This is a genomic window from Idiomarina tyrosinivorans, from assembly GCF_003987475.1.
GTDB classification, from domain to species: domain Bacteria; phylum Pseudomonadota; class Gammaproteobacteria; order Enterobacterales; family Alteromonadaceae; genus Idiomarina; species Idiomarina tyrosinivorans.
In genome coordinates this window covers 144,370-160,147 of record NZ_PIQH01000005.1, presented here as the reverse complement: position 1 = coordinate 160,147, position 15,778 = coordinate 144,370, and the positions used below count along the sequence as shown (strand labels likewise).

The 15,778-nt window shown below is 50.3% G+C and carries 18 protein-coding genes; 16 read left to right on the top strand and 2 right to left on the bottom strand.

Annotation, left to right across the window (positions count from 1 at the left end; genetic code table 11):
* Nucleotides 1-21 precede the first annotated feature (21 nt).
* Entirely contained in the window at nucleotides 22-822 is an 801-nt protein-coding gene (gene suhB, locus CWI84_RS06740) for an inositol-1-monophosphatase (protein WP_126841820.1), read from the bottom strand.
* A gap of 114 nt (nucleotides 823-936) precedes the next feature.
* Here suhB and trmJ point away from each other — a divergent pair, with 114 nt between their 5' ends.
* Genes trmJ through fdx form a run of 8 tightly spaced genes read left to right on the top strand, consistent with a single transcriptional unit; the run spans nucleotide 937 to nucleotide 6,990 of the window.
* Nucleotides 937-1,656, top strand: coding sequence for a tRNA (cytosine(32)/uridine(32)-2'-O)-methyltransferase TrmJ (gene trmJ, locus CWI84_RS06735; protein ID WP_126841819.1), 720 nt, complete (start codon nucleotides 937-939; stop codon nucleotides 1,654-1,656).
* Between the two features lie 59 nt (nucleotides 1,657-1,715).
* A complete protein-coding gene (gene iscR / locus CWI84_RS06730; RefSeq protein ID WP_126841818.1) occupies nucleotides 1,716-2,195 on the top strand; it encodes a Fe-S cluster assembly transcriptional regulator IscR in 480 nt (159 codons plus the stop codon).
* Between the two features lie 22 nt (nucleotides 2,196-2,217).
* Nucleotides 2,218-3,432 (top strand): IscS subfamily cysteine desulfurase, encoded by a 1,215-nt coding sequence (locus CWI84_RS06725; RefSeq protein WP_126841817.1) that lies wholly within the window; start codon nucleotides 2,218-2,220, stop codon nucleotides 3,430-3,432.
* 34 nt (nucleotides 3,433-3,466) lie between these two features.
* Nucleotides 3,467-3,853, top strand: coding sequence for a Fe-S cluster assembly scaffold IscU (iscU, locus tag CWI84_RS06720; RefSeq protein ID WP_126841816.1), 387 nt, complete (start codon nucleotides 3,467-3,469; stop codon nucleotides 3,851-3,853).
* A gap of 33 nt (nucleotides 3,854-3,886) precedes the next feature.
* Complete coding sequence (gene iscA, locus CWI84_RS06715; RefSeq protein ID WP_126841815.1) at nucleotides 3,887-4,210, top strand: iron-sulfur cluster assembly protein IscA; 324 nt, start codon at nucleotides 3,887-3,889, stop codon at nucleotides 4,208-4,210.
* 12 nt (nucleotides 4,211-4,222) lie between these two features.
* A complete protein-coding gene (hscB, locus tag CWI84_RS06710) occupies nucleotides 4,223-4,756 on the top strand; it encodes a co-chaperone HscB (RefSeq protein WP_241968751.1) in 534 nt (177 codons plus the stop codon).
* Between the two features lie 20 nt (nucleotides 4,757-4,776).
* The gene (gene hscA, locus CWI84_RS06705) at nucleotides 4,777-6,639 is read left to right on the top strand and encodes a Fe-S protein assembly chaperone HscA (RefSeq protein WP_126841814.1); all 1,863 of its coding nucleotides are present in this window, start codon (nucleotides 4,777-4,779) and stop codon (nucleotides 6,637-6,639) included.
* A 12-nt stretch (nucleotides 6,640-6,651) separates the two neighbouring features.
* On the top strand, nucleotides 6,652-6,990 hold the full coding sequence (fdx, locus tag CWI84_RS06700; protein WP_126841813.1) for an ISC system 2Fe-2S type ferredoxin: 339 nt from the start codon (nucleotides 6,652-6,654) through the stop codon (nucleotides 6,988-6,990).
* 279 nt (nucleotides 6,991-7,269) lie between these two features.
* On the opposite strand, the gene msrA is transcribed toward fdx, so the two are convergent.
* Nucleotides 7,270-7,818 (bottom strand): peptide-methionine (S)-S-oxide reductase MsrA, encoded by a 549-nt coding sequence (gene msrA / locus CWI84_RS06695; protein ID WP_126841812.1) that lies wholly within the window; start codon nucleotides 7,816-7,818, stop codon nucleotides 7,270-7,272.
* 178 nt (nucleotides 7,819-7,996) lie between these two features.
* Between msrA and ndk the strand changes: the two genes are divergently transcribed.
* From ndk to bamB, 8 genes are all read left to right on the top strand, one after another.
* Nucleotides 7,997-8,428, top strand: coding sequence for a nucleoside-diphosphate kinase (ndk, locus tag CWI84_RS06690; RefSeq protein ID WP_126841811.1), 432 nt, complete (start codon nucleotides 7,997-7,999; stop codon nucleotides 8,426-8,428).
* A gap of 76 nt (nucleotides 8,429-8,504) precedes the next feature.
* Nucleotides 8,505-9,641 (top strand): dual-specificity RNA methyltransferase RlmN, encoded by a 1,137-nt coding sequence (rlmN, locus tag CWI84_RS06685; RefSeq protein ID WP_126841810.1) that lies wholly within the window; start codon nucleotides 8,505-8,507, stop codon nucleotides 9,639-9,641.
* A 42-nt stretch (nucleotides 9,642-9,683) separates the two neighbouring features.
* Nucleotides 9,684-10,196, top strand: coding sequence for a hypothetical protein (locus tag CWI84_RS06680; protein WP_126841809.1), 513 nt, complete (start codon nucleotides 9,684-9,686; stop codon nucleotides 10,194-10,196).
* Nucleotides 10,197-10,255: 59 nt separating this feature from the next.
* Nucleotides 10,256-11,404: a RodZ domain-containing protein gene (locus tag CWI84_RS06675; protein ID WP_126841808.1), complete on the top strand. Its 1,149-nt coding sequence runs from the start codon at nucleotides 10,256-10,258 to the stop codon at nucleotides 11,402-11,404.
* Nucleotides 11,405-11,426: 22 nt separating this feature from the next.
* Complete coding sequence (ispG, locus tag CWI84_RS06670; protein WP_420843710.1) at nucleotides 11,427-12,542, top strand: flavodoxin-dependent (E)-4-hydroxy-3-methylbut-2-enyl-diphosphate synthase; 1,116 nt, start codon at nucleotides 11,427-11,429, stop codon at nucleotides 12,540-12,542.
* A 106-nt stretch (nucleotides 12,543-12,648) separates the two neighbouring features.
* Nucleotides 12,649-13,926 carry a histidine--tRNA ligase gene (gene hisS / locus CWI84_RS06665; protein WP_126841806.1) on the top strand — a complete coding sequence of 426 codons (1,278 nt, stop codon included), beginning with the start codon at nucleotides 12,649-12,651 and terminating at the stop codon, nucleotides 13,924-13,926.
* 4 nt (nucleotides 13,927-13,930) lie between these two features.
* Nucleotides 13,931-14,551: a YfgM family protein gene (locus tag CWI84_RS06660; RefSeq protein ID WP_126841805.1), complete on the top strand. Its 621-nt coding sequence runs from the start codon at nucleotides 13,931-13,933 to the stop codon at nucleotides 14,549-14,551.
* Complete coding sequence (bamB, locus tag CWI84_RS06655) at nucleotides 14,551-15,774, top strand: outer membrane protein assembly factor BamB (RefSeq protein ID WP_126841804.1); 1,224 nt, start codon at nucleotides 14,551-14,553, stop codon at nucleotides 15,772-15,774. Before CWI84_RS06660 ends, bamB begins: the two co-directional genes overlap by 1 nt.
* Nucleotides 15,775-15,778 lie beyond the last annotated feature (4 nt).

The window sequence follows — 15,778 nt, the reverse complement described above, 5'->3', positions numbered from 1 at the left end:
GTCGTTTTATAAGCGCAGGCTTTAGCTCATATTCTTCGGTAAGTGAGGACGGATAGTGCTGAGCATTTGCTTCATCACTTTCGGTGCGCCAGCGACGATGTGACCGCTGTCCATATAGCCGTGGCCGCCGCTGAAATCGGTAACAATGCCGCCGGCTTCACGGACAATCAGTTCGCCTGCCGCTAAATCCCATGGCTTTAAGCCCATTTCCCAGTAACCGTCGTAACGGCCCGCAGCCACGTAGGCGAGATCCAAAGCTGCCGCTCCGGCACGGCGCATATCGGCGCAGTGCTCAAACAGGCCATTGAACATGGCTTGGTATTCTTCTAAGCGATGTTTCATTCGGAATGGGAAGCCCGTTGCTAGAATGCTACCTTTCAATTCTGTTTTAGCAGAAAGGCGTAAACGACGGCCATTGAGTTGAGCGCCAGCACCACGGCTAGCGGTGAATAGCTCTTCGCGAATGGGATCGTAAACCACGGCTTGTTGCACCGAACCTTTGTGCAGAAGCGCAATGGAAATACAGAAGTGGGGAATACCGCGCAGGAAATTGGTGGTGCCGTCTAATGGATCAATAACCCACTGATACTCTTTTTCAGAGCCTTCTTGAACACCGCTTTCTTCCGCCACGATGCTGTGGTTCGGAAAAGATTTTTTGATGGTGTCGACAATCGCCTTTTCTGCTGCGCGATCGGCTTCTGAGACCCAGTCGTTAGGTCCTTTTGCTTGTATTTCAAGCGGTTGTGCTTGATCGAACTGCTTCATCAAAATTTTACCGGCCGCACGCGAAGCGCGCACCGCGATGTTTAACATGGGATGCATACCAATTACCTGTGCTGTGAAAGAACAATTTCAGGTCGCGGATAATAGCAGTATTGCGGTATCATGCCAATCGTTTTGCCAAAGTCGTTGATGATTTTTTACACAAGGTGCCGCATGCTAGAAAACATACGTATCGTCTTAGTGAACACTTCCCACACCGGGAATATTGGTTCCGTAGCCAGAGCGATGAAGACCATGGGCTTGTCACAGCTCACCTTGGTCGACCCGGTACAACAACCTGACTCTCATGCGTCTGCGCTGGCGGCCGGTGCGACCGACGTACTGCATCACGCAAAAATTGTCCCGACCTTAGCGGAGGCCGTCGCCGATTGTGGTTTAGTGGTCGGCACCAGCGCACGCAACCGGACGTTAGACTGGCCGTTACTGAACCCCCGTGAGTGTGGCGCTAAGGTCTTGGACGAATCACCAAAGTATCCTGTGGCGATGGTATTCGGTCGTGAGGCGAGCGGCTTAACCAATGAAGAACTGCAGCAGTGTCACTTTCATGTACACATTCCCGCCAACCCCGATTACAGTTCATTGAACTTGGCGATGGCGGTGCAGACCTTGTGCTATGAAGTCAGAATGCAGTTTCTTGAACAGAATCAACACTCCGATGATGTTCCTGAGTACCCACGCTCCGAGGATCTTGAGCGTTTTTACCAGCATTTAGAGCAAACCTTAAAAGACACTGGCTTTATTATTCGCCAGCATCCTGGACAGGTGATGAACAAGCTACGACGGCTATTTACACGGGCTCGCCCAGAGGAAAATGAGCTCAATATTTTGCGCGGCATTCTGGCCTCCGTCGACAAGTCTATCGAGCGCTCATAATACTTGACTAAAACAGTCAAGAATGCGATCATTTCTCTCAGTAACGAGAGGAATATGCTATGCGCCTAACATCAAAAGGCCGCTATGCGGTGACAGCAATGCTCGACGTAGCTTTGAATACAGCCAAAGGCCCCGTGCCGCTGGCAGACATTTCCGAGCGTCAGGGCATTTCCTTGTCATATCTTGAACAATTATTTGCGCGCTTGCGTAAAAAAGGTCTGGTGCTCAGCGTTCGCGGCCCAGGCGGTGGTTATCGATTAGGCTCTGAAGCCAGCACAATTTCGGTAGGCGCAGTTATTAGCGCTGTCGATGAATCCATTGATGCCACCAAATGCCAAGGTAAAGCAGATTGCCAAGGCGGTAGCCGTTGCTTAACCCACTCTTTATGGGAAGGCTTAAGCGACAGAATTGCCGACTTTCTGGCCAATATCACCTTGGGTGAATTGATGCAGAATCACGAAGTTCATGCGATTGCAGAACGCCAACAGCAGGCGAAGCAGCAGCGTGACCAACAAATCGCGTTAAATTGCCAGTTATAGTGCTGGTGAGGAGTGGAGTAGAATGAAGTTACCCATTTATCTTGACTATGCAGCCACAACACCAGTAGACCCTCGTGTTGCGGAAAAAATGATGCAGTTTTTGACCCCAGATGGTGTGTTTGGGAACCCTGCGTCGCGTTCGCACCGCTTTGGCTGGCAAGCCGAAGAAGCGGTTGATGTTGCGCGCAACCAAATTGCTGAGCTATTGAACGCCGACCCACGTGAAATTGTTTTCACCTCGGGTGCGACAGAGTCAGATAACCTTGCCATTAAAGGCGCGGCACAGTTTTATCAGAAAAAAGGTAAGCACGTTATCACGGTCAAAACCGAGCACAAAGCGGTGCTCGATACCTGCCGCCAGCTAGAGCGTGAAGGCTTCGAGGTGACCTACCTAGACGTGCAAGAAGACGGTCTTATCGATTTAGACGCATTTAAAGCGGCATTGCGCGATGACACAGTGTTGGTGAGCGTAATGCACGTGAATAACGAAATCGGTGTGATTCAAGATATCGAAGCAATCGGTAATATCTGCCGCGAAAATAAAGTGGTGTTTCATGTTGATGCAGCGCAAAGCGCGGGTAAATTGCCGATTGATGTGCAGGCGCTGCCAGTTGACCTAATGTCGATTTCAGGTCACAAAATGTACGGTCCGAAAGGTATTGGCGCGCTTTATGTACGCCGTAAGCCGCGAGTTCGTTTGAACGCGCAAATGCACGGTGGCGGCCATGAGCGTGGTATGCGTTCAGGCACACTTGCGACGCACCAAATTGTCGGCATGGGTGAAGCCGCACGCATCGCTAAAGAAGATATGGCCAAAGATGCTGAGAAAGCACGCGCCTTGCGTGACCGTTTATGGAACGGTGTAGCAGATATCGAAGAAGTGTATGTGAACGGTAACGATGAACACCGGGTGCCACACATCTTCAACATCAGCTTCAACTTTGTGGAAGGTGAGTCGCTAATTATGGCGTTGAAAGACTTGGCGATTTCATCAGGTTCTGCCTGTACATCGGCCAGCCTCGAACCGTCTTATGTATTGCGAGCATTAGGCCGCAACGACGAATTGGCGCACAGTTCGTTACGTTTCAGCTTTGGCCGCTTTACTCAGCCAGAAGAAATTGATTACGCGGTAGACCTTATTCAGAAGTCTATCGGCCGCTTGCGCGACATGTCACCACTTTGGGAAATGTACAAAGATGGTGTCGATTTAGAAAGCGTTGAATGGGTCGCGCACTAGCGCAAAACAGCATAGAGAAGAGAGGTGAGTTCTCATGGCATACAGTGAAAAAGTAATTGACCATTACGAAAACCCACGCAACGTTGGTGGTTTCGACAAAGACGAACACGGCATTGCTACGGGTATGGTCGGCGCACCAGCTTGTGGTGACGTAATGAAGCTACAGTTGAAAATTAACGATGATGGTGTGATTGAAGACGCACGCTTTAAAACCTATGGCTGCGGTTCTGCCATCGCTTCAAGCTCACTGATTACCGAGTGGGTTAAAGGTAAAACCTTAGAGCAAGCGGCTGAAATCAAAAACACCAAGATTGCCGAAGAATTGGCATTACCGCCAGTGAAAATCCACTGTTCAATCTTGGCAGAAGACGCTATCAAAGCGGCTATTGCGGACTACAAAAAGAAGCAAGCGGCTAGTTAATCCATCGCACAGACACGAAGTAGGAGCCTGTGAATGGCAATTACCATGACAGAGGCTGCGGCACAGCGCGCCAAAAGCTTTCTTCAACAGCGCGGTAAAGGCGTTGGCATTCGGTTAGGTGTGCGCACCACCGGCTGCTCTGGCTTGGCTTATGTGCTGGAGTTTGTGGACGACGTGGAAGACACTGATACCGTGTTTGAAGACAAAGGTATCAAGGTGGTCATCGACGGTAAGAGTTTAGTGTACCTCGATGGTACAGAGCTCGACTTTGTTAAAGAAGGCCTTAACGAAGGATTCGAATTCCGTAACCCTAACGCGACAGGCGAATGTGGTTGCGGCGAGAGCTTTAACGTTTAACAACGGGGCTTAATGATGAATCATTTTGCGTTGTTTGATTTGCCGGTAAGCCCAAATCTCGACCTTGACGAGTTGCAGTCGCGCTATCGTCGGCTGCAACAGGCCTTGCATCCCGACCGTTTCGCCAACGCCGGCGAGCGTGACAAGCTGTTAGCGATGCAAAAGACCTCGCAACTCAACGATGCTTACCAAACCCTAAAACAGCCACTTTCGCGTGCCGAATACTTGCTACAGCTGCAAGGCGTAGACCTGCAACATGAGCAACAAACCATTAAAGACACAGAGTTTTTAATGGCCCAAATGGAATGGCGCGAGCGCTTAGAAACACTGTCATCGGCGGACGATCCGTGGCAAGCGATCAGTGCCGCGCACAACGACCTCAAGCAAGAAACTCAGGCGTTGCAGCAGGCTGTCGACAGTGCATTAGAAGACACTAGCCAAGCTGACCTTGAAGCGGTGGCTGAAGACATCCGTAAACTCAAATTTCTCCACAAGCTGGCGCGCGAAATTGATGCGATCGAAGAACAGCTTCTGGATGACGTATAACCAAGAGACACACTGAAACTATGGCGTTATTGCAAATTGCAGAACCCGGTCAAAGTACCAATCCACACGAACACCGCTTAGCCGCTGGTATTGACTTAGGCACCACTAACTCGTTGGTTGCCTCAGTGCGCAGCGGAGAGGCTAGCGTATTGGTTGACGAACAACAGCGAGGCATTTTGCCGTCGGTGGTGCACTACGGTAAAGCGCAGGTGTCAGTAGGGCACGATGCGTTAACTCAGCAAGACGACACCGCAGAAAATACCATTGTTTCAGTGAAGCGTTTTATCGGCCGTACCGTGGCAGATGTAAAACGCTCAATCAAAAATCTCCCGTATAAACTCAGCGAAACCGATAACGGTGTGCCAGTTTTCCACACCTCTGCCGGCGAAAAAAATGCGGTCGAAGTGTCAGCCGACATTTTACGGGTGCTGGCGACTCGTGCAGAAGCAACGCTCGGTGGTGAGTTAAGCGGCGTAGTGATTACGGTGCCGGCCTATTTTGATGATGCACAACGGCAAAGCACCAAAGATGCCGGCGAAGCGGCGGGGCTGAAGGTATTGCGGTTGCTCAACGAACCAACCGCTGCCGCCATCGCTTATGGCTTAGACAGTGGCAAAGAAGGTACCATCGCGGTGTATGATTTGGGCGGTGGAACCTTTGACGTGAGTATTTTACGACTCGATAAAGGTGTATTCGAAGTACTCGCGACCGGCGGCGACAGTGCGCTAGGTGGCGATGACTTTGACCAACTGCTCGTGAACGAATTAAAACAGCGCTGGGAAATGCCCGATGACGTGCCAGCGAAGCTAGAACGCGCACTCATTAATGCGGCAAAACAGGCAAAAGAACAGCTCACCGACACCGATGTTGCTAACATCAGTGTAAAAGCCAACGGTAAGCAATATGAAACAGCACTGAGCCGCGAGCAGTTCGACCAACTGATTGAGCCGTTGGTGAAAAAGACCTTGGCGCATTGCCGTCGGGCGTTAAAAGACGCTGGTGTGAGCGCAGACCAATGTCACGATGTCGTGATGGTTGGTGGTTCAACCCGCGTGCCGCGTATTCGCGAAGCGGTTGGTGAGTACTTTGGCAAGCCCCCGTTGACCCACATCAACCCGGACGAAGTGGTGGCGATTGGCGCGGCTATCCAAGCTGACATCTTGGCCGGAAATAAACCCGACAGCGACATGTTGTTGCTCGATGTTATTCCATTGTCTTTAGGTTTAGAAACCATGGGTGGCTTGGTGGAGAAGGTGGTGCCAAGAAATACCACCATCCCGGTAGCAAAAGCGCAGGAATTCACCACCTTTAAAGATGGCCAATCAGCAATGATGATCCACGTGGTACAAGGCGAGCGTGAACTGGTCGATGACTGCCGTTCCCTCGCGCGTTTTGTGTTAACGGATATTCCGCCGATGGCTGCGGGCGCTGCGCACATACGCGTAACGTTCCAAGTCGATGCCGATGGTTTGTTAAGTGTGAGTGCGATGGAAAAATCTTCCGGAGTATCCGCGTCGATTGAAGTGAAGCCGTCTTATGGTTTGGAAGAAAGCGATATCAGTAAAATGATCGAGTCTTCTATGACTAACGCCAAAGAAGATATGGCTGCGCGCATGTTGCGGGAACAACAGGTAGAAGCCGACCGTGTGATCGAGGCGCTAAGCCAAGCACTTGCGGCTGATGGCGAATTGCTTAACGACGCTGAACGCGCGCAACTCGATAACGCAATGGATGCCCTGCGCGAAGCGCGCATGGGTACTGACAAAGAAGCCATTGAACAAGCGATTGAAACCGTTGACCAGGCAAGCCAAGCGTTTGCCGCACGGCGGATGGACCAATCGATTCGCAAGGCCCTTACCGGCCAATCTATTGATAAGGTGTAAAAGGAAACGACAATGCCAAAAATCATTTTTTTACCGCATGACGAACTTTGTCCAGAAGGTGCGGCAATTGAAGCTGACTCTGGCGTGTCTGTACTCGACGTTGCCTTGCAAAACGGTATCGGCATTGAACACGCCTGCGAAAAGTCCTGCGCTTGTACTACTTGCCATGTGGTGGTTCGGGAAGGCTTCGACTCGCTTGCAGAGAGCGACGAACTCGAAGACGACATGCTCGACAAAGCCTGGGGTCTCGAGCCCGAATCACGACTCAGTTGCCAAGCCATCATCGCCGATGAAGACCTAGTGGTAGAAATACCCAAATACACCGTCAACATGGTGAAAGAAAACCACTAACAAAATCACCACAGAGGGGTTTACCACAGAGGACACAGAGGACACAGAGAAAACCGTATTGTTGTTGGAGCCTTTTTGTGTTGAGGTTTTGAATTCGGATGCTGTTCATCTTTCCGATTCATCTCCATTCAGTTCGTCTGATGTCAATTGAACCGGAAAAAGCCGCTAAGCTCTCAGACAACGATTCAATAAAAAAAGGCTGCAACAATCATTCCCTCTGTGCTCTCTGTGTCCTCTGTGGTAGGTCCCTCTGTGCTAAACCCCTCTGTGGTAGCTCAATCACTTGAGCTTGGCGGCGAAGGTTTTGCGGAACTTCGCGAGCTTGGGTGAGATGACTGCTTGGCAGTAGGCATTTTCTGGATTTCTGCGGTAGTAGTCTTTGTGATACTGCTCCGCTGGGTAGAATACTTCTAGTGGTTCTACTTGGGTAACGATTGGCTCTGCAAACACCTCGTCCTCGGTGAGTTCGGCGATCATCTGTTCGGCCTGCTGGCGTTGCTCGTTGTCGTGATAAAAAATCACTCCGCGGTACTGCTCGCCGATATCGTTACCTTGACGGTTCAATTGGGTTGGATCGTGCAAGGTATAAAAGATTTCTAGAATTTCGCGATAGCTTATTTGCTTGGGATCGTAACTAATTTGCGCCACTTCAGCATGGCCGGTGTTGCCTTCGCAGACCTGTTTATACGTCGGAAATTTTACCGTTCCGCCGCTATAGCCCGATTCCACATCTAAGATGCCGCGTACTTGGATAAAAGCTGATTCGATGCACCAGAAACACCCGCCGCCGAGTGTTGCTTGTTGCACATCTGATGAATGTTGTGTCATGGATACCTCTAAATAGCCATCTAAACGTCTATAGTCTTTTGCATGCTAGCAGAACTAGTACGCAGCAAGCAATTAACTTCGATTAGTTTTTTTTCTTGATTTCGCGTATAATTCGCGCGGAAATTTTCCCCTTATTTAACGTTAACTAAGCAAATCCCTGAAGGGATGGAGTAATAACATGGCATTGGAACGTACACTGTCTATTATCAAGCCAGACGCGGTTGCGAAAAACTTGGTAGGTGCTATCTACAACCGTTTTGAAAGTGCAGGCTTGCGCATTGTTGCAGCAAAAATGATGCACTTAAGCAAAGAGCAAGCAGAAGGCTTCTACGCAGAACACAAAGAACGCCCTTTCTTTGGCGCATTGGTTGAGTTCATGACCTCTGGCCCAATCGTTGTGCAAGTATTGGAAGGTGAAGAAGCGGTACGTAAAAACCGTGACATCATGGGTGCAACAAACCCAGCCGAAGCACTGGCGGGAACGCTGCGCGCTGACTATGCTGAAACTATCGACGAGAACGCGGTACATGGTTCTGACGCAGTAGAATCAGCAGCACGCGAAATCGCTTACTTCTTCAGCGACGAAGAAATCTGCCCACGCACTCGCTAAGCGATTGCACGGATAACGCGCGCCTTGCGGTAAGCTCGGTAACACCAGCTTCTGTAACACCAGCTAAAGGAGTCTCATGACCAACGCTATCGACAAAAAAGTGAACCTACTCGACCTGAACCAAGAAGGGCTGAAAAGCTTCTTTGAGGAGATTGGCGAGAAGCCGTTTCGTGCCCAACAGGTCATGAAATGGCTTTACCACTATTGCGTGGATAGCTTTGATGAGATGACTAACCTTAACAAGGCGCTGCGTGAAAAACTCAAAGCGGTTGCTGAGATTCGTGCGCCAGAAGTACGGATGCAACAGCAATCAAGCGATGGCACTATCAAGTTCGCGATGACATTGTTCGACGGCCAAGACGTCGAAACGGTATGGATTCCGGAAAAAGATCGCGCCACCCTCTGTGTGTCATCGCAAGTCGGCTGTGCATTAGAGTGTACTTTCTGCTCTACCGCACAGCAGGGCTTTAATCGTAACTTGCGCGTGGCTGAGATCATCGGTCAGGTATGGCGAGTGAATCAGTTGCTGGGTCCCGTCGGCAAAACGGGCATGAAGCCAGTGACTAACGTGGTAATGATGGGTATGGGCGAACCCTTGTTAAACTTAAATAACGTTGTGCCAGCAATGGAATTGATGCTCGACGATTTGGGTTTTGGTTTGTCAAAGCGGCGTGTCACTCTCAGTACCTCTGGGGTGGTGCCTGCACTAGATTTATTGCGTGAACGCATTGATGTAATGTTAGCCATTTCGTTGCACGCGCCAAACGATAAGTTGCGTGACGAAATTGTGCCAATCAACAAGAAATACCCCATTGAAGAGTTTCTCGCTGCCAGTCGCCGCTATGTCGAAGTGTCTAAAGCACAACACAAGGTGACGGTGGAGTATGTGATGCTAGACCATGTGAATGACTCGATGGAACAAGCACATGAGTTAGCTCGTACCCTAAAAGATACACCGAGCAAAATTAACCTAATCCCTTTCAATCCATTCCCGGGTTCGGATTACGGTCGCTCTAGTAATTCGCGTATCGACCGCTTTGCGAAAGTGTTAATGAGCTATGGTTTAACGGTGATGGTACGTAAGACCCGTGGCGACGACATTGATGCAGCCTGTGGCCAATTGGTCGGCGATGTGGTCGACAGAACTAAACGAATTTTGAAGAAGCAACAGCAACAGCGTGGTGGCGAAGCTATCGCAGTAAAAACCGTGTAAACCGGTTACAGCTCCGCTTTACGCATCACACAAGGAACGTGTATGCGCTTGGTTGTTACATGTCTTTGCCTGCTAGCGTTGCAGGCTTGCCAAACATTTCCTGCACCAATGACGGCTGCTGCCCGTGCTCGTTTGGCACTAGGAATGGCTTACCTACAGCGGCGTCAGCTCGATTTAGCTTATCCGCAATTACAAAGAGCGTGGGAATATGCGCCGGGCCATGTTGATAATGTGCTAGCGCTGGCGCATTATTATCAGTTAGCGGGACAGCCGTATGCCGCGCTGGCGCTTTACCAGCAAGGAATATCATGGCATCCTGAGGCTGGCGATTTATACAATAATTATGCAGTCCTGCTGTGTCAGACAACGGGATACGCGGAAGCTCAAGCAGTGTTTTTACAAGCGCTGGCGTTACCACGCTATGCAGCCCGACAACGTACTTACAGGAACTTGGTGCGTTGTGCACAGTCACACGGAGAGCGCCGGCAAGCCGAGAAGTTTAGCGCGTATCTAGCGCCTAAGCAGATTGATGAAGTAATTAGCGGTGTGAAATAGAGGACGCTTGGCGCGCTTTATGGCACACTAAAGAAAACCTTTGGAACGACGTGAACAACATGACATCGGAACACAACGAGCGCGATCAAGAATCAGAACAACAAGCGCCAGAGCAAGTCGAGGCAGCGCCTGCACCGTCTAAGCCAAAAGGCCCGACGCCAGGAGAACTGCTAACGAAAGCCAGAGAAGCAAAAAAACTGAGCCAGCAAGATGTTGCTGACCGTTTGCGACTGCGGCGTAAGCTCGTTGAGTTAATAGAAGATGACGACTATCGCGATTTTGCCTCGGCGACTTTTGTTAAAGGTTATCTGCGAGCTTATGCCAAGCTGCTAGAAATCGACGACCGCGAGGTATTCGAGGCTTATGGCAACCTAGGCTATGAAGAGCCGCAAACCATTAATATGCAAAGTTTTTCGCGGCGTAAAAATCGCGAGCGCAGCGAAAGTCGGTTAATGATGATTACCTACGCAATCTTAGTGGTGGTGATTGGCGCGGCGATCACCTGGTGGTGGCAAGAGCCAGACCTAAGTTTGCAGCAACTGTCCGATAGAATGGAACAAAGCTTATCGCCAGAGCAAGATAGCGAAACGGCAGCGCAGGACGAGGGGATACCGCTCACTGAACGGGTCGATACGCCATCTGATTCGGCAACAGCGCAGCAAGCTCAGCCGTTATTAGAGAGCGAGGTATCAGCGGATGATGCCAGCACGGCTTTAACCCGCAATGATCCAGCACAGCCAGAAGATACTGGCGCGCAACAGCAGGGCGCAGAACAACCACCGGCGGACGTCACAAACGACAACGTTGAGCAGACCACAGACACCAATAACTCAACAGCTGCAGAGCAGAATAACGAGGCAGTAAAGCAAGAAGATTCTGATTCCGCGCCTGTGACCACTGAGCCAACAGCGTCTGATGCAACCGCAGAGCAAACGGCAAGTCAGCAGCAGAGCCCTGCAGCACCGTTGGTGCTCACTTTCAAGGGTGATTGCTGGGTCAAAATTGAGGACGCCACAGGCGAAGTGGTAGCGGTTGGTGTTAAGCCCATGGGATATGAGATGCCGGTACAAGGCAAGGCACCATTCACGCTAACCTTAGGGGCGCCAGAAGTGGTAGATATTACGTTTAATGAGCAGAGCGTGGATATGTCACAGTTCCGGGTTGGCCGCGTAGCGCGCTTTACCTTGCCATTAAACGCCAACGAGTAATTGTAGAGGCAGTTAGTTAATCATGATGGAAAACCCGATCAAACGTCGTCCTTCCCGTCGCATCTATGTGGGGAATGTTCCGATTGGGGATGGTGCACCGATTGCGGTGCAGTCAATGACCAATACCGAAACCACCGATGTCGCCGCAACAGTTGCACAAATTAAAGCGCTGGAAAAAGTTGGCGCTGACATTGTGCGGGTGTCGGTACCCACCATGGAAGCCGCCGAAGCCTTTAAGGCCATTAAACAACAAGTGGATGTCCCGCTAGTCACCGATATTCACTTTGACTACCGTATTGCCCTGAAAGTGGCTGAATATGGCGCCGACTGTTTGCGGATTAATCCCGGTAATATCGGTCGTGAAGACCGCGTGAAAGCCGTGGTGGATGCCGCTCGTGACCGCAATATTCCCATCCGTATCGGTGTTAACGGTGGCTCGCTAGAACGCGACTTGCAAGAAAAATATGGCGAACCAACGCCGCAAGCACTGGTAGAGTCTGCGATGCGTCATGTCGAAATCCTTGACCGCTTAAACTTTGCCGACTTTAAAGTGAGTGTGAAAGCGTCAGACGTGTTTCTTGCGGTGGAATCTTACCGATTACTCGCCAAACAAATTGAACAACCGCTGCATTTGGGCATTACCGAAGCAGGTGGCTTGCGCAGTGGCTCAGTGAAGTCATCCATCGGTTTAGGCATGCTTTTAGCGGAGGGGATTGGTGATACCCTGCGGGTTTCTCTAGCCGCTGATCCTGTGGAAGAAATCAAAGTCGGTTTTGATATTTTGAAGTCGCTACGTATTCGTAGTCGCGGCATTAACTTTATTGCGTGCCCAAGCTGCTCACGTCAAGAGTTCGATGTTATCAATACGGTAAACCAGTTAGAGCAACGCCTAGAAGACATTACCACGCCGATGGATGTTTCCATTATCGGCTGCGTAGTGAACGGTCCAGGGGAAGCCTTGGTGTCGCAAATTGGTTTGGCTGGTGCGAAAAATAAGAGTGGCTTATACGTGGATGGTGAGCGCCAACGTGAACGGTTAGACAACCAAAACCTGGTAGATGAGCTGGAAGCGCGGATCCGTGCCAAGGTAAAAAAAGCCGAAGCTGAGCGCATTGAAATTAAACAGCGGGATGCCTAACTCCGGCATCTCGCGATCCGATTTTACCCCTCGCCCGAAAGTACATATAATACGCGCTCATTACAGAATCCTGTCTTATTAACACAAACGAGTAAGTGGAAATCCCGTGGCAACGACCATTCAGGCAATTAGAGGTATGAACGACCTGCTTCCAGACCAAAGTCCGGCGTGGCAGCAGGTAGAGCAGGTATTACGCCAAGTGGCAGCCGGTTATGGCTACCGTGAAGTGCGCACGCCTGTGCTAGAGAGCACGCAGTTGTTCAAGCGTTCTATCGGTGAGGTCACCGATATTGTCGAAAAGGAAATGTACACCTTCGATGATCGTAATGGTGAGAGTGTGACCTTGCGCCCAGAAGGCACAGCGAGCTGCGTCCGTGCGGGCAATCAGCATGGCTTGTTGTACAACCAAATTCAGCGTTTGTGGTATATGGGACCAATGTTCCGATATGAGCGTCCGCAGAAAGGTCGTTACCGCCAGTTCCATCAGTTCGGTATCGAAGCCTTTGGTATGGACAGTGCAGATGCGGACGCCGAGGTTATTCTGCTTTCGGCGCGCTTGTGGAAGCTGCTCGGTATTGCCGATGACGTAGAATTACAACTCAATTCATTAGGCTCGAACGAGGCGCGTCAGCGTTATAAAGCCGCGTTAACCGAGTACTTGTTGGACTATAAAGCGCAGCTCGACGAGGACAGCCAGCGGCGTTTAGGTAGCAACCCGTTGCGCATTCTCGATAGCAAAAATGAACAAACACAAAAGATTTTGGAAAACGCCCCAAGTTTGTCTGACTATTGGGACGATGAGTCCAGTGCGCACTTTAACCAATTATGCCAGCGCTTAGATGCTGCTGGTATCCGTTATACCGTAAATCAACGTCTAGTGCGTGGTCTGGATTATTACAACCGCACTGTGTTTGAATGGGTAACCACGGCGCTTGGGGCACAGGGTACTGTCTGTGCCGGTGGTCGCTATGACGGCTTAGTGGAGCAGCTTGGTGGTAAAGCGACGCCAGCGGTAGGCTTTGCGATGGGCTTAGAGCGCCTAGTGCTGTTGTTGCAAGAGCGAGAAAAGCTCGCGCCGCGGCGCGATGTTGATCTCTATTTAATGCCTATGGGTGAAGCCGCGGAACTTCGCGCGGTCACGGTTGCCGAAGAGCTGAGAGATAATTTGCCGGAACTGCGTTTGGTCGTACATTGCGGCGGCGGTTCAATGAAAAAACAAATGAAAAAGGCCGATAAATCGGGTGCCGAAATGGCGCTGATTATTGGTGAGGAAGAGTTGGCTGAACAGCGTTACACGGTAAAACCGTTACGCAATCAAGACCCCCAACAACGTTTAGATTGGCAAGCGCTGCTAGAGCGTTTGCAGCCGTTAACGAGAGGATAGTGCGGTGGATAATACAGAAGAACAACAGGTAGAGCGCCTCAAAGAGTTTTGGCAAGAGCACGGCAAAGGCATTATTGCTGGCGCAGTTATTGGGTTTGGTATTTTTTACGGTTGGCGTTATTACGACCATTACCAAACCGCGCAAAAAGAGCAGGCCTCAGCCGCTTATCAAACGTTGTTAGATAGTGTCGCCGAAGCGGAAAAAGACAGTGATGCCTTGGCATCGATTGAAGCTTTTGTGAAATCAACACCCAGTGATGCCTACCGGTCTTTGGCTCAATTGAACTTAGCCAAAGCGGCAGTCGAAGCGGGCGACTTGGATAAAGCCAAGGAGGCGTTGCAAGACGTAGCAACAAACAGTAGCCACTCAGCGTTAGTGGCGATTGCACAGTTACGTCTAGCGCGGATTCAGGTCGCTGAAAAGCAATATGACCAAGCGTTAGCGACCTTATCGAAGTCTTACCCAGAGTCATACAACGGCTTCGTTGCTGAACTGCAAGGCGATGTTTATGCGGCTCAGGGGAATATTGAAAAAGCGCGTGAGGCCTATACCAAGGCAGCCGCGTCGGGTGAACAACTAACCCCGGTACTAGAAATGAAAATTAACCAATTGGCGATGTTGTAATGGCTTTATTTAAACGGCAACAATGGTGGTTAGCAGCCTTGATGGGCTTGACCCTCAGTGGTTGTTCAATTTTTGGCGATGATGAAGAACCAAAATTTGCAGAGTTGCAACCGATTCAACAGCAAGTTCATCCTAGAGTATTGTGGGATGGCGATGCTGGTGATGGTATTGGCGATTATTATTCAAAGCTAAGCCTAGCGATAGACTATGGCAAGGTGTTCGCGGCCGATCGTGAAGGCATTGTCAAAGCCATGGATAAAAAGACGGGTGAGCAAATCTGGCAAGTGGATTTGCACGACTTATATAAAATTGGCGTGGAGTATGACCGCGGTTTTTTCGGTAACCTGTTTGCGCCAACCGAACCCGCACGTATTTCTGGCGGTCTGACAGTTAGCTACGAAACACTATTCTTAGGAACTGAAAATGGTGAAGTTGTAGCACTCAATACCAATGACGGTAGCTTAAAGTGGCATACCGAAGTAGGCAACGAGGTCACCGCAAAGCCCGCAGTAGGAGAGGGCAAAGTGGTTGTTCATACGTCTGCGGGACGAGTATTTGCGCTCAATGCAGAAACCGGTGAAGAACTTTGGCGCTATGATGGTTCATTACCGCCACTAACGTTACGCGGTGTTTCTGCACCAGCGGTTGAAGCTGGTGGAGCAATAATCGGTGATAGCAGCGGTCGAGCCATGGTGTTGATCATGGAAAATGGTCAGCAAGCCTGGTCAGCACGTGTCGGCATGCCCAGTGGAGCCTCGGAATTAGAGCGCTTATCGGATATCGACGCGACCCCAGTGATACGTGGCTCAATCGTATACATGGTGGCGTACAATGGCGACTTAGTTGCGCTAGATTTGCGTTCTGGTCAAGTGCGCTGGCGCCGCGAGTACTCCTCATTTGAAGACCTCACAGTAACGGAAAATGCCATTTACCTTACCAACGATCAAAGTCACGTATTTAAAGTGACAAGAGAGGGTGGTAATGAATTATGGAGTTCGGCAGAGCTATTCGGCCGAGAATTAACCGCGCCAGTGGAATTCGGCAACTATGTGGTCGTTGGCGACTTTGAAGGCTACCTGCATTGGTTTGACCAAGACTCGGGTAAGCTCGTTGGACGTATGGATATCGGTGGTGATGGCATTTATGCGCATCCGGTGGTCGATGACAACGTGTTGTATGTACAAACACGAGATGGTGACGTGGTTGCCATTACTCAGGATTAAGCGA